The sequence below is a fragment of the Xanthomonas massiliensis genome (assembly GCF_900018785.1).
GTDB lineage: Bacteria > Pseudomonadota > Gammaproteobacteria > Xanthomonadales > Xanthomonadaceae > Xanthomonas_B > Xanthomonas_B massiliensis.
In genome coordinates, this window is record NZ_FCOY01000007.1 from 137,080 (window position 1) to 150,188 (window position 13,109).

12 protein-coding genes are annotated in these 13,109 nt (G+C 70.8%); 9 read left to right on the forward strand and 3 right to left on the reverse strand.

The features are described 5' to 3' along the window. Positions 1-101: 101 nt before the first annotated feature. Both BN3794_RS10780 and BN3794_RS10785 read left to right on the forward strand, forming a co-directional pair. Complete coding sequence (locus BN3794_RS10780) at positions 102-1,049, forward strand: sensor histidine kinase (RefSeq protein WP_066097336.1); 948 nt, start codon at positions 102-104, stop codon at positions 1,047-1,049. A 17-nt stretch (positions 1,050-1,066) separates the two neighbouring features. Then, entirely contained in the window at positions 1,067-2,779 is a 1,713-nt protein-coding gene (locus tag BN3794_RS10785; RefSeq protein ID WP_066098804.1) for an EAL domain-containing protein, read from the forward strand. A gap of 46 nt (positions 2,780-2,825) precedes the next feature. Here BN3794_RS10785 and BN3794_RS10790 read toward each other — a convergent pair whose 3' ends face one another. Next, positions 2,826-4,013 (reverse strand): ATP-binding protein, encoded by a 1,188-nt coding sequence (locus BN3794_RS10790; RefSeq protein WP_425476715.1) that lies wholly within the window; start codon positions 4,011-4,013, stop codon positions 2,826-2,828. Between the two features lie 209 nt (positions 4,014-4,222). Here BN3794_RS10790 and BN3794_RS10795 point away from each other — a divergent pair, with 209 nt between their 5' ends. The 5 genes from BN3794_RS10795 to BN3794_RS10815 all read left to right on the forward strand — a co-directional run bounded on the left by BN3794_RS10795 (position 4,223) and on the right by BN3794_RS10815 (position 9,392). Continuing rightward, a complete protein-coding gene (locus BN3794_RS10795; protein WP_066097337.1) occupies positions 4,223-4,855 on the forward strand; it encodes a response regulator in 633 nt (210 codons plus the stop codon). 38 nt (positions 4,856-4,893) lie between these two features. Then, positions 4,894-5,295 carry a response regulator gene (locus tag BN3794_RS10800; RefSeq protein ID WP_066097338.1) on the forward strand — a complete coding sequence of 134 codons (402 nt, stop codon included), beginning with the start codon at positions 4,894-4,896 and terminating at the stop codon, positions 5,293-5,295. Between the two features lie 109 nt (positions 5,296-5,404). Continuing rightward, the gene (locus BN3794_RS10805) at positions 5,405-7,006 is read left to right on the forward strand and encodes a peptide chain release factor 3 (protein WP_066097339.1); all 1,602 of its coding nucleotides are present in this window, start codon (positions 5,405-5,407) and stop codon (positions 7,004-7,006) included. A gap of 97 nt (positions 7,007-7,103) precedes the next feature. Continuing rightward, a complete protein-coding gene (gene trhA / locus BN3794_RS10810; protein ID WP_066097340.1) occupies positions 7,104-7,748 on the forward strand; it encodes a PAQR family membrane homeostasis protein TrhA in 645 nt (214 codons plus the stop codon). Between the two features lie 87 nt (positions 7,749-7,835). Continuing rightward, on the forward strand, positions 7,836-9,392 hold the full coding sequence (locus BN3794_RS10815) for a GGDEF domain-containing protein (protein ID WP_066097341.1): 1,557 nt from the start codon (positions 7,836-7,838) through the stop codon (positions 9,390-9,392). A gap of 16 nt (positions 9,393-9,408) precedes the next feature. On the opposite strand, the gene BN3794_RS10820 is transcribed toward BN3794_RS10815, so the two are convergent. Both BN3794_RS10820 and mtgA read right to left on the reverse strand, forming a co-directional pair. Further along, positions 9,409-10,377: a glycosyltransferase family 2 protein gene (locus BN3794_RS10820; protein WP_066097342.1), complete on the reverse strand. Its 969-nt coding sequence runs from the start codon at positions 10,375-10,377 to the stop codon at positions 9,409-9,411. Between the two features lie 19 nt (positions 10,378-10,396). Next, positions 10,397-11,113 (reverse strand): monofunctional biosynthetic peptidoglycan transglycosylase, encoded by a 717-nt coding sequence (gene mtgA, locus BN3794_RS10825; protein ID WP_066097343.1) that lies wholly within the window; start codon positions 11,111-11,113, stop codon positions 10,397-10,399. A 71-nt stretch (positions 11,114-11,184) separates the two neighbouring features. On the opposite strand from mtgA, the gene hslO reads away from it, so the two are divergent. Together hslO and BN3794_RS10835 are read left to right on the forward strand one after the other, a co-directional pair. Continuing rightward, positions 11,185-12,090 carry an Hsp33 family molecular chaperone HslO gene (hslO, locus tag BN3794_RS10830; RefSeq protein ID WP_147675751.1) on the forward strand — a complete coding sequence of 302 codons (906 nt, stop codon included), beginning with the start codon at positions 11,185-11,187 and terminating at the stop codon, positions 12,088-12,090. A 126-nt stretch (positions 12,091-12,216) separates the two neighbouring features. Further along, positions 12,217-13,056 (forward strand): XOO1806 family protein, encoded by an 840-nt coding sequence (locus BN3794_RS10835; RefSeq protein ID WP_187128072.1) that lies wholly within the window; start codon positions 12,217-12,219, stop codon positions 13,054-13,056. The last annotated feature ends 53 nt before the right edge of the window (positions 13,057-13,109 follow it).

The following is a 13,109-nucleotide window of genomic DNA, read 5'->3' on the forward strand; positions in this document are numbered from 1 at the left end:
CCCGGCAACGGATCCTGGCCGCTCCCATGTCCCATCCTCTCCCGCCGCCCGCGGATGCCGATCCGCCCGTTCCCTCGTCCCTGGGCGGGACGGATTGGGATGTGCTGCTCGATGCCTTGCCGCAGCCGGCGCTGCTGCTCCGGGCCGGCGCGCTGCTCGCCGCCAACGCCGCCGCCCGCCGCTGGCTCGGTGGCGCCGTCGTCGCCGGCACGGCCATCGAGGTACTGCCGGCCGATGCCGACGGCCCCGCCCTCGACGACGCCCCGGCCGGCCGGGCCCGGCTGCGGATCCGCGTGGGCACGGCCGGTCCGTCCCCGGCGCGGCCGTTCGGCTGGCGGTCCCTGCCCGGCCGGGCGATGACGCTGCTGGTGGCCGACGAGCAGACCGAGCTCGAGCAGATGCGGGCGATCGCGCGCCGGCTGCTGCGCGACCAGGAGGACGAACGGCGCATCCTCGCGCGTGGATTGCACGGCGGCACGAGCCAGGCGCTCACCGTGATCAAGCTCGCCGCCCATGCCGCCCTCGGCGAGGACGACGAGGCGCAACGGCGCGAGGAACTGCACGGCCTCCTCGCCCAGGCCGATGCGGCGATCCTCGACCTGCGGGAACTGTCGGCCCGGCTGCGGCCGCCGCCGCTCGATGCGCTGGGGCTGGAGGCCGCGCTGCGCTGGCAGATCGGGCCGGATCGCCCCGCGGTACCGGAACTGGTCGCGCAGATCGCCGCGTTGCCGCGGCGTCCCTGCGGCGAAGTGGAACAGGCCGCCTTCCGCATCGCCCAGGAAGGCCTGGCCAACGCGCGGGACCATGCCGGCGCCACCCGCATCGAGCTGGTGTTGCAGCCGTGCGATGCGGACCACCTGCGCCTGCGGGTGCACGACGATGGCGCCGGTTTCGACCTCGCGTCCTCGCAGGGGATCGGCCTGGCGCTGATGCGCGAACGCGCCCGCCTCGTCGGCGGGCACTGCTCCATCGCCAGCATCCCCGGACGGGGCACGACGGTCGAGGCGATCCTGCCCTACGAGGCCGCCCCGGCCCGGGTTCCGGCATGACGCCGGCGGCCCCCGCCATGGCCCGCGGATCCGAGCCTGCGCTCGCGCTGCAGCGGCTGGGGGCCGACAATCCCGAGTTGCAGGGGCTCGTGCGCCGGGCAGTGGACGGCGGGACGCCGCTGCTGCTGATGCACCTGGACCTGGACCACTTCGCCTCGATCAACGAGAACATGGGCAGCGAGGTCGGCGACCAGGCACTGCGGACCCTGGCGGCGCGGCTGCACGCCCACCTGCGCGGGGAAGGCCTGGTGTGGCGGCACGGCAGCGACGAATTCCTCATCGCCGTGCCGCTGGGCGCGGGGGCACCGGCGCCGCAGGCGCTGGCGGAGCGGATCCGCACCCAGGTCGAACTGCCGCTGTCGGTGCTGCCCTACACCTTGTTCCTGACCTGCCGCATCGGCGCCGCCTGCTGCCCCGCCGACGCCCGCGATGCCTCCACGCTGCTGGACCGGGCCGAGGCCGCCCTGGCCGTGGCCACGCGCGAAAGCGACCACGGCGTGCATTTCCACGCCGGCGAAATGCCGCCGGCCGGCGCCCATGCCGGCGGCGTCATCGCCCGCCAGATCGTGGACGCCGTGCCCAACGGCGAAATGCGCCTGCGCTACCAGCCCATCGTCAGTGCCCACGACGGCCGCATCGTCGGCATGGAGGCGCTGCTGCGCTGGCACTCGCCCACCCTGGGCACGCTGGTGCCGGAACGCTTCATGCGCACCGCCGAGCGCCTGGGCGTGATCGTGCAGATCGGCCAGTGGGCATTGCACACCGCCGTCGCCCAGGCGCGCCAGTGGCGCGACGTGGGCCTGGACGACTTCAGCCTGACGGTCAACGTGTCCACCCTGCAGCTGCTGCGACCGCAGTTCCACGCCGAGGTGATGGCGCTGCTGCAGCAGGCCGGCATGCCGGCCAGCGCGCTGACCCTGGAGATCAACGAGAGCGCGCTGACCAACAACGCCGGCTTCGTCCACGACTCGCTCGGGCGCCTGCGCGACGAGGGCGTCAGCCTGTGCCTGGACAACTTCGGCACCGGCGACTCCAGCCTCAGCGCGCTGGTACGCTATCCGGTGGACCGGCTGAAGATCGACCGCAGCTTCATCAAGGGCGCGCCCTCGGGCGACCGCGAATCGGCCATCGCCCGCGCCATCATCGCCATGGGCCACCAGCTGGGCATGAAGGTGATCGCCAACGGCGTGGAGTCGCAGGCGCACGTCGGCTTCCTGCGCCGCAACGACTGCGACGCCTTCCAGGGCTACCTGTTCGGCGAACCGATGGCGCCCGAGCCGGCGGCCATGGCCCTGCGCCGGCGCTACCTGCGCCCGGACGCGTTCACCGAGAGCCGCCCGGACCGCACCCTGCTGCTGCTGGACGACGAGGAGAACGTGCTGCGCTCGCTGGTACGCCTGTTCCGGCGCGACGGCTACCGCATCCTGGCCGCCACCAACGTGCGCGACGCCTTCGACCTGCTGGCCACCAACGACGTGCAGGTGATCCTGTCCGACCAGCGCATGTCCGACACCAACGGGACCGAATTCCTCGGCCGGGTGAAGATGCTCTATCCGGACACCATGCGCCTGGTGCTGTCCGGCTACACCGACCTGGCCACGGTCACCGACGCGATCAACCGCGGCGCGATCTACCGCTTCCTGACCAAGCCGTGGAACGACGAGGAACTGCGCGAGCACATCCTGCAGGCGTTCCGTACCCACGACGAGCAGCGCGGCGGCCGGGAATAGGCACGCATGGCAACCGCGACCCTGGCACCCCGCGGATACCCCGGCGTCACCGCGGCGGCTGGCGCACCGGCAGCACGATGCGGAAGCGGGCGCCCTGGCCGGGCGGGCTGCTGGCCTCGATGCGCCCGTGGTGCTTGGCCACGATGCTGTAGGAGATCGACAGCCCCAGCCCGGTGCCGCGCCCGGCCGGCTTGGTGGTGAAGAACGGATCGAAGATGCGGTTGAGCAGCGCCGGCGCGATGCCCGGGCCGGTGTCGCGGAACTCGAGCCACACGGTCCCGCCCTCGTGCCCGGTGGCCACGGCAATGGTGCCGCGCTCGACGATCGCCTGGCCGGCGTTGAGCAGCAGGTTCATGTAGACCTGGTTGAGCTCGGAGGGCAGGCATTCCACCAGCGGCAGCTCGCCGTAGTGGCGTTCCAGCGCGACCTTGTACTTGAGCTCGTTCCAGATGATGTTGATGGTCGAGTCCAGGCCGGCATGCAGGTCGGCCATCTTCCAGGACTCGGCGCGGTCAGAGTACGAGAAATCCTTCAGATCGCGCACGATGCGGGTGACGCGCTCGATGCCCTCGCGCGACTCGGCCATCAGCTGCGGCAGGTCGCGGCTGATGAAATCGATGTCGAAGCGCGTGCGGATGTCGTCGATCTCGGCGACCAGCGCCTTCGGGTCCGGCGAGCGCAGCGCGCGCTCGTAGGCGTCGATCAGCGTGAACAGGCTGCGCAGGTATTCCTGCAGGCTGCCCAGGTTGGAATGCACGTAGCCGATCGGGTTGTTGATCTCGTGGGCGACGCCGGCGGCCAGCTGGCCGATGGAAGCCATCTTCTCCGACTGCAGCAGCTTCTCCTGGGCGCCGTTGAGGCGCAAGTAGGCCTGGCGCAGTTCCTCGTGGCGCTGCTGCAGCTCGCGTTCGTAGTCCTGGCGCCCCTCCATGGTGTGGAACACGGCCAGGTAGGCGCCGGCGGCCTGTCCCTCCGGATGCTGGAAGTACAGGTGTACGATCATCACGTGCTCGCCGATCGGCAGGCTGCCGGCCCAGGCCGCCTGGCGCCGTGCCTGCTCGCCCGCGCCGGCCGGCAGCAGGCCCAGCAGCCGGGTGCCCGGCGCCGTTCCGTTCCCGTCGCATCCCAGGGTCGCCAGCAGGCCCCCTCCCGCCCGGTTGGCGAACGCCAGCCGGCCCTGCGCGTCGAACAGCACCACGCCCTCGGCCATGGCGTCGCCCAGGGCCCGGAGCACCGCGGGCGACGGCAGGGGAGCTGGCGGCAGGCAGGGCCCTGCAGATGGATCGGAAGCCACGGCAACGCATGCGAGGGACGACGGCGCCACTATAAATGGCTGCACGTGGCCGCGCGCGGGCCGCGAAACGGCGCCGCCGCGGCCGGGGGCATTTGAACCGGGCCGGACCGGTGCACTAAGGTGGAGTCCCGTCTCCCGACCCGTGGCGCGTGCGCATCCTCATCGTCGACGATCACCAGCTGGTCCGCGCCGGGCTGGCCAAGCTGCTGCAGGCCAGCGCCGACATCGAGGTCGTGGCCGAGGCCGGCAACGCCGACCAGGCCCTGGCGATGGCGCAGGCACACCGGCCCGACGTCGTGCTGATGGACCTGTCGCTGCCGGACCGCAGCGGGCTGGAGGCGATGAGCGAGATCCTCCAAGCCCTGCCCGCCACGCGCGTGGTGGTCATGTCGATGTACGACGATACCGTGCACGTGCGCGAATCGCTGGACCGCGGGGCCGCCGGCTTCCTGGTCAAGGACGCCGCGCCCGAGGAGCTGGAGCTGGCCCTGCGCGCGGCCGGCTCCGGCCAGGTGTTCCTGAGCCCGCAGATCTCGGCCAGGATCCTGGCGCCGGTGCTGGGCCGGGAGCGGCTCACCGGCGTGGCGTCGCTGCCGCCGCGCCAGCGCCAGATCCTGCGCATGCTCGGCCGCGGGCTGAGCACCAAGGAAATCGCCGCCGAGCTCGGCATCAGCGGCAAGACCGTGGAGACCCACCGTGCGCGGATGATGGAGACGCTCGGCTGCCGGCGCGCCAACCAGCTGCTGCTGCTCGCCGCCCGCCACCGCGACGAGCTGCTCTGAACCCGACGCGCATGGCTGCCGATGCCGCCGGGGAAAGGATGCCGCCCTCGCTCGCGGTGCTGCTGGTGGACGACCACGCCGGCGTGGTCAATGCGCTCGTACGCCAGTTCCGCCGCCACCCCTGGCTGCACGTGGTCGCCAGCGCCGGCAACGGGCAGGAGGCGCTGCGCGCCGTGCGCCTGCTGGCGCCGGACGTGGTGCTGATGGACCTGGCCATGCCCGGCATGGACGGCCTGCAGGCCACCCGCCTCATCAAGTCCCTGCCGGATCCGCCCCGCGTCATCCTCGCCAGCCACTTCGACGACGCGGTGCACCGGGAATACGCCCGCCAGGCCGGGGCGGACGCCTTCGTCGGCAAGCTGGACTACCTGCAGGAGGTCCTGCCGCTGCTGGCGGGGTTCGCACGCATGCCGGCCGGGGCCGCGCAGCCGCCGCCCTGACCGCATCGTCCGCCGCCCGGGCCCGGGCGGCGGATCCTCGCGCTCCGGCCGGCCGCTATAATCGTCCTCTTCCCTCTGCCCTTCGCGCCCCCTCCGGAGCGCCGTCCCCATGTCCGAAGTCTCCCAGGAAGCCGCGCGCCGCCGCACTTTCGCCATCATCTCCCACCCCGACGCCGGCAAGACCACGCTGACCGAGAAGCTGCTGCTGTTCGGCGGGGCGATCCAGATGGCCGGCTCGGTCAAGGGCCGCAAGGCCGCCCGCCACGCCACCTCGGACTGGATGGCGCTGGAGAAGGAGCGCGGCATCTCGGTCACCTCCTCGGTGATGCAGTTCCCCTACGAGGACAAGATCGTCAACCTGCTCGACACCCCCGGCCACGCCGACTTCGGCGAGGACACCTACCGCGTGCTCACCGCGGTGGACTCGGCGCTGATGGTGATCGACGTGGCCAAGGGCGTGGAGGAACGCACCATCAAGCTGATGGAGGTGTGCCGGCTGCGCGACACCCCGATCATGACCTTCGTCAACAAGCTCGACCGCGAGGGCAAGGAACCGATCGAGCTGCTCGACGAAGTGGAGACCGTGCTGGGCATCAAGTGCGCGCCGGTCACCTGGCCGATCGGCATGGGCCAGCGCCTGAAGGGCGTGGTCCACCTGGTCACCGGCGAGGTCCACCTGTACGAGGCCGGACGCAACTTCACCCGCCAGGATTCGACCATCTTCGCCTCGATCGACGACCCGGCGCTGGAGGCGCGCATCGGCGCGCAGATGCTGGCCGAGCTGCGCGAGGAACTGGAGCTGGTGCAGGGCGCCAGCGACCCGTTCGACGAGGCCGAGTACCTGGCCGGCCGGCAGACGCCGGTGTTCTTCGGCTCGGCGGTCAACAACTTCGGCGTGCAGCCGCTGCTGGACTTCTTCGTCGCCCACGCGCCGCCGCCGCAACCGCACGCCACCACCGGCCGCATCGTGCAGCCGGACGAGGAAAAGCTCAGCGGTTTCGTGTTCAAGATCCAGGCCAACATGGACCCGCAGCACCGCGACCGGGTCGCGTTCATGCGCGTGTGCTCGGGCAAGTTCGTTGCCGGCATGAAGGCCTTCCACGTGCGCACCGGCAAGGAAGTGAAGCTGGCCAACGCGCTGACCTTCATGGCCTCGGACCGCGAGATCGCCGAGAGCGCCTTCCCCGGCGACGTGATCGGCATCCACAACCACGGCACGATCGCCATCGGCGACACCTTCACCGAGGGCGAGAAGCTGCAGTTCACCGGCATCCCCAACTTCGCCCCGGAGCTGTTCCGGCGCGCGCGCCTGCGCGACCCGCTCAAGCTCAAGCAGTTGCAGAAGGGCCTGGCGCAGCTGTCCGAGGAAGGCGCCACCCAGTTCTTCCGCCCGCTGATGAGCAACGACCTGATCCTCGGCGCGGTCGGCGTGCTGCAGTTCGACGTGGTCGCCTACCGGCTCAAGGACGAGTACGGCGTGGACGCCAGCTTCGAGCCGGTGGCCGTGACCACCGCCCGCTGGATCCGCTGCGACGACACCAGGACGCTGGAGGAGTTCCGCGAGAAGAACGCCCTGCACCTGTCCCTGGACGCGGCCGGCGAACTGGTCTACCTGGCACCGACCCGGGTCAACCTGGAGCTGGCCCGCGAGCGCGCGCCCGGCGTGCAGTTCGATGCCACCCGCGAGCATGCCGCCAGCATCGCCGGATGAACCGGCCGGGGTGAATCCGTCCGCCGGCTAAACCGGGGTGCCGGCGCCGGCCCGGCGCAGATGCGAACCGCTCGCGATTGGATTACCGTGTGGGCTGATGGACGCCCACGCCGCCCCCTCCACCGACTTCCGCGACGAGCTGGCCAGCGCGCTCACCCATGGCTTGGGCGCGATCGCCGCGCTGGCCGGCGGTGCCGTGCTGATCACGCTCTCGGCGATCTATGGCGACGGCTGGCAACTGGGCACGTCCATCGTGTTCAGCGTCACCCTGTTGCTGCTGTACGTGGCCTCCACCCTGTACCACGCGATCCCGCACCCGGGCGCCAAGGCGCGGCTGCAGGTGTTCGACCATTGCTGCATCTACCTGCTGATCGCCGGCACCTATACCCCGTTCCTGCTGGTCTCGATGCGCGGGCCCTGGGGCTGGAGCCTGTTCGCCGCGATCTGGGCCATCGCCGTGGCGGGCGTGGCGTTCAAGCTGTTCTACACCGGCCGTTTCCGGCTGCTGTCGACCCTGCTCTACCTCGCCATGGGCTGGCTGATCGTGGTCGCCCTCGCGCCGCTGCTCAGGTCGGTGGACGCCTGGACGCTGGGCTGGCTGCTGGCCGGCGGCGTGTTCTACACGCTGGGTACCTATTTCTACCAGCGCGACTCGATCCGCTACTTCCACGCCATCTGGCACCTGTTCGTCCTGGCCGGCAGCGTCTGCCATTTCGTCGCGGTGACCTCGCAGGTGCTCTGAGCGGCGCCGGCACTTCACGGCCGATCCGGTAGATTGGCCGCCCCTCGCCCGTTCCCCGCCCGTCCCGTGACATCCCCCGGCAACCGGATGCCCCGCTTCAACCTGCGCCAGCTGATCCTGCTGCTGTCGGTCGCCTCGGTGGTGTTCACCCTGCTCAGCGCCCTCTATGCCAGCCACCGGGTGCAGCACGAGATGCTCGTGCGCAACACCCTGGAGGCCAACCGCGTCTATGCGCGCAAGCTGGCCGAGACCGCCGACAACTACATCGACGCCCTGCAGCACGAAATGGCCTATTCGGCCACGCTGATGGGCCGGCACTGGCCGCAGCGGCAGACGCTGCTGGCCGAGGCCGCGCGGCTGCGCGGACAGGCCAACAACTACAACTCCGTGCTGGTGATCGACGCGCACGGCCGGGTACTGGCCAACGCGCCCGCCGGGCTGGGACTGGTGGGACGCGAGCTGACCAGCCGCGGCACCCGGCTCTCGCTCGAGCAGCGCGAGCCGCTGGTCACCCCGCCCTTCACCGGCGCCACCGGGCGGCTGGTCATCATGATCACCCACCCGATCCGCGATGCCGACGGGCACTACCTCGGGTTCGTGGCCGGCACCATCTACCTGCAGGAACGCAACCTGCTGCAGACCATCCTCGGCCAGCACTACTACCAGGACGGCTCCTACCTGTACGTGGTGGACCGGCACGGCGACATCCTCTACCACCCCGACCGCGAACGCATCGGCAAGCCCACGCCCCCCACCCCGATCACCCGCCAGGCGATGGCGGGCGCCACCGGCAGCCTGCGCGCGGTCAACAGCCGCGGCATGGACATGCTGGCCGGGTTCTCGGCGATGCGCGACACCGACTGGGGCATTGTCTCGCAACGGCCGGCCAGGGCCGCCCTGGCCGAGCTGGACCACACCGTGCCGCTCACCTTGCTCTACACCCTGCCGCTGTTCCTGCTGGCGCTGATCGGCCTGTGGCTGTTCTCGCGGCTGATCGCGCGGCCGCTGTGGCAACTGGCGCGGCGCGCCAGGGGAATGGACGGTCCCGACTCGCAGCAGGCCATCGCCAGCGTGCGCGCCTGGTACTTCGAGGCTGCGCAGCTGAAGAAATCGATCCTCACCGGTCTGGCATTGCTGGACCGCAAGATCCGCGTGCTCAACCGCGAATCCACCACCGACCCGCTCACCGGGCTGGTCAACCGCCGCGGCATGCAGGCCTGCCTGGACGACTGGACCGCCCGGCGCCAGCCCTTCGCCGTGCTGATGCTGGACATCGACCACTTCAAGCAGGTCAACGACCGCTGGGGGCACGCCAAGGGCGACGAGGTGCTGCGCTTCTTCGGCGAACTGCTGCAGCGCAGCTTCCGTCCGGACGATGTCCCGTGCCGCAGCGGCGGCGAGGAATTCACCGTGCTCCTGCCGGGCATGCCCCCGGAGCAGGCGCTGGCCGCGGCCACGCGCCTGCGCGGGCGCCTGGCCGACGCGCCCTCGCCGACCGGCACGCCGATCACCGTGTCCATCGGCGTGGCCCATTGGCCGGCCACGGCCGATGACGTGGGCGCGGTACTGGAGCGGGCCGATGCGGCGCTGTACCGGGCCAAGGAAGGCGGGCGCGATCGCGTCGAGGTCGCCGATACGGAGTGACGATGCGCCGCGGCGATCAGGGGCGGTCGTCGTCGCCCGCGACACCGGTGCGCGCCGGCACCACGTCGGCCACCAGGTACAGCGGCCGCTGCTTGGACTCCAGGTACAGCCGCCCGAGGTATTCGCCGATCAGGCCGAGCGCGATCAGCTGGATGCCGCCCAGCAGCAGGATGACCGTCATCATCGTCGGCCAGCCGGCCACCGGATCGCCCCACACCGCCGCCTTGAACAGGATCCAGGCCGCATAGCCGAAGGCCACCAGCGCGGTGGCCAGGCCGAGGTAGGTCGCCACCCGCAGCGGCGCGGTGGAGAAGCTGGTGATGCCCTCCAGGGCGAAGTTCCACAGCCGCCACAGGTTGAACTTGCTGGACCCGGCCAGGCGCGGCTGGCGATGGTAGGGCACCGCGACCTGGCGCAGGCCGACCCAGCCGAACAGCCCCTTCATGAAGCGCTGGCGCTCGCGCAACTGGCGCAGTCCCGCCAGCGCCTGCGGCGACAGCAGGCGGAAATCGCCGGTGTCGGCCGGGATCGGCGTGCGCGACAGGTGCCCGATCACCCGGTAGAACGCGGCGGCGGTGACGCGCCGCAGCCAACCATCGCCCGTGCGTGCCACGCGCGTGCCGTAGACGTTGTCGTAGCCCTGCGCCCACCACGCCACCAGGCGCGGGATCAGTTCCGGCGGGTCCTGGCCGTCGGCATCGAGCAGGATTGCCGCCCCTTCCCGTACCCGGTCCAGTCCCGCGGTCAGCGCCGCTTCCTTGCCGAAGTTGCGCGACAGGCGCAGTGCCTCCACCCGCGGGTCCTGCGCCGCCAGCGCGGCGATCACCGCCCAGGTGTCGTCGCTGCTGCCGTCGTCGACATACAGTACGCCCGGATCGAGCTGCGGCAACGCCTCGAACACCGCCTGCAGGCGCGCATGCAGCCGGGGCAGGCTCGCCGCCTCGTTGCAGGCGGCCACCACCACCGTCAATCGTTGTCTGGTCATGGCGCCATGGTAGCCGCGGTCAACGCGGCCCCAGGTAGGCAGGTCCGCCCAGTTGCGCGGCCTGGCGCTGGATCCACGCCGCGCGCCGCTGCACGAACGGCCCCGGGCGGGCGGCATCGTAGCGGCGCGGCGACGGCAGCACCGCGGCCAGCAGGGCGCTCTGCGCCGGGGTCAGGCGGGCGGCATCCTTGTGCCAGAAATGGCGGGCCGCCGCTTGCGCCCCGTACACGCCGTCACCGAACTCGGCGACGTTGGCGTACATCTCCAGGATCCGCCGTTTCGGCCAGAACAGTTCGATCAGTACGGTGTACCAGGCCTCGAGCGCCTTGCGCGGCCAGCTGCGACCGGACCACAGGAACAGGTTCTTGGCGACCTGCTGGCTGATCGTGCTGGCGCCACGCACGCGCCCGCCCCGGGCATTGTGGTCGCGCGCCTTCTCGATGGCGGCCAGGTCGAAACCATGGTGGAACGGGAAACGCTGGTCCTCGGCGGCCACCAGCGAAATCCCCACGCTGGGAGCCATCGCCTCCAGGTCGCACCAGCGATGCTGCAAGCTGAAATCGCCCTGGCCGTGGAGCCAGGCCCCGAGCTGGCGCTCGACCATCATCGCCGACACCGGCGGATCGATGAAACGCAGCACGAGCACCTGCAGCACGGTGATGCCGGCCAATCCCAGCGGGACGGCCAGCAACCAGCGCCAGAGCCGGCTCTTGCGCGACTGCCTCGGAGCCCCCATCTGTCCCGCATCCTTCCCTCGACAAGGGCCGCATTATCGTCCATGCGGCCGTCCTTCCCATGGAAACTCCGATGAATGCTCCCGAATCGCGCGACAGCCTGCTCCGCTTCCTGCTGCCGGCCGCCGGCGTACGCGGGGTGCACGTCGCCCTCGACGAGACCTGGACCGGGCTCCTGGCCCATGCGCACTACCCGCCGGCCATCCGCGAACTGCTCGGCGAAGCCTGCGCCGCGGCCGCCCTGTTCACCGGGCACACCAAGGTCGACGGCCGCCTGTCCATCCAGCTGCGCGCGGACGGCGACCCGCTGAGCACCCTGTTCGCCGAATGCGCCGCCGACGGCCAGATCCGCGGCATCGCGCGCCACGCGCCGCAGGCCGACATCGCGCGGGACCTGCTCCGGCTGGGCGAACACGCACTGCTGGCCATCACCATCGAGAATCCCGGCCTGGATCCGCGCGAACCGCAGCGCTACCAGAGCCTGGTGGAGCTGGCCTCCCCCAGCCTGAGCGAGGCTTTCCAGGCCTATTTCCTCCAGTCCGAGCAGTTGCCCACGCGCCTGTTGCTCGCCGCCGACGGCACCCAGGCCCGCGGCCTGCTGCTGCAGAAGCTGCCGGGCGATGCCGGCGACGCGGATGGCTGGAACCGCATCGGGGCGCTGTTTGACACGCTCGACGAGCGCGAGTTGCTGGCCGTGGCGGCCGGCCCCCTGGTGCACCGGCTGTTCCACGAGGAGGATCCACGGCTGCTCGGCACGCGCCCGCTGCGCTTCGGCTGCTCGTGTTCGCGCGAGCGCGTGGCCGACGTGCTGCGTTCGCTGGGCGAGGACGAGGCCCGCCAGGCCGCGGCGGCCACCGGCGGCGTGGTCGAGGTGCGCTGCGAATTCTGCGGCCAGCAGTACCGTTTCCCCGGCGACGAGCTGCCCGCTCTGTTCTCCCCTCGCATGGCGCATGCGGCGCCTCCCGCGCACCTGCAATGAGACGCGGTGCGCTTGTTAAAGAATCATGAATCGCCTAGCATTCCTGCCTACGCTTGGGGAACTTGCACGCTCCGCACTGGTCTTTGGGACACGATGAGCCCGTTCATGCGCCTGCCGTTGGCCTTCATGCTCGCCCTTTCGATGGCGACGGGCGCGCACGCACAGTCGAAGGCCAGGACGCTTCCGCAGCAACCCTCCACGGTCCTGCCGGTCTGGAACAAGGGCAGCGGCAAGGTGGAAGCGCTGCTCTACCTGGAACCGACCGGCGAGCAGGGCGTCGGGGCGCGCTGGCACTTCGGCCGCAATTCCCTCGATGCGGTATTCGGCCTGTCCAAGGGCGATTCCCTGGGGCTGCTGTGCAACAGCGGCGGCAGCACCAGCATCTCGGGCCTGGCCAGCCGCTGCATGTTGGCCACGCTCGGCAACGACGCCGATGACACCTCCTCCGCCACCCATCACCTTTCGGCCAACGTGGCCTTCAACCGCGGCAGCAACACCGTCGGCGTGGCCGCCGGTGCCGGGCAAGGCACGCTGCCGGCCTGGCTGACGGGCAACACCAAGTCCCCGTCTTCGCGGGTCCAGCAGAACGACCTGACCGTGTTCGGTCAGAAGAACATCGGTGCCGAAGGCTACGTCTCCATCGCCGGCACCTATGCCCGGGCACGCCTGGTCCCCCTGGCCGATGCAACCCCGGCAATGGTCGACCAGTGGGACAACAAGACCCTCAGCGTCGGGGGCGGTTACGGGGCATTCAGCGCCAGCGTCATCGGACGCGTCGTCGATGCACCCGGCCAGGGCCGCTGGGAAGGCCTCGGCCTGGGCGTCACCTGGCGCACGCCATGGAGCGGCCGGCTCACCGTAGGCGCCGAAAATGTGATCAGCCGCGGCAAAAACCCGTTCGCGCCGAACAACAGCAGCAACGATGAGGGCACCGTGCCCTACGTCCGCTACGAGCAGGACTTGTAGGAAATTCCGCGCTGCAACATGGATTTCGGCCGCTCGCGACGGCTTTTAACGAC

Coding starts and splice junctions, on each gene's coding strand:
- BN3794_RS10785 (WP_066098804.1), top strand. CDS start 1,067: ATGGCCCGCGGATCCGAGCCTGCGCTCGCGCTGCAGCGGCTGGGGGCC.
- BN3794_RS10800 (WP_066097338.1), top strand. CDS start 4,894: ATGCCGCCCTCGCTCGCGGTGCTGCTGGTGGACGACCACGCCGGCGTG.
- BN3794_RS10805 (WP_066097339.1), top strand. CDS start 5,405: ATGTCCGAAGTCTCCCAGGAAGCCGCGCGCCGCCGCACTTTCGCCATC.
- trhA (WP_066097340.1), top strand. CDS start 7,104: ATGGACGCCCACGCCGCCCCCTCCACCGACTTCCGCGACGAGCTGGCC.
- BN3794_RS10815 (WP_066097341.1), top strand. CDS start 7,836: ATGCCCCGCTTCAACCTGCGCCAGCTGATCCTGCTGCTGTCGGTCGCC.
- BN3794_RS10820 (WP_066097342.1), bottom strand. CDS start 10,377: ATGACCAGACAACGATTGACGGTGGTGGTGGCCGCCTGCAACGAGGCG.
- mtgA (WP_066097343.1), bottom strand. CDS start 11,113: ATGGGGGCTCCGAGGCAGTCGCGCAAGAGCCGGCTCTGGCGCTGGTTG.
- hslO (WP_147675751.1), top strand. CDS start 11,185: ATGAATGCTCCCGAATCGCGCGACAGCCTGCTCCGCTTCCTGCTGCCG.
- BN3794_RS10835 (WP_187128072.1), top strand. CDS start 12,217: ATGCTCGCCCTTTCGATGGCGACGGGCGCGCACGCACAGTCGAAGGCC.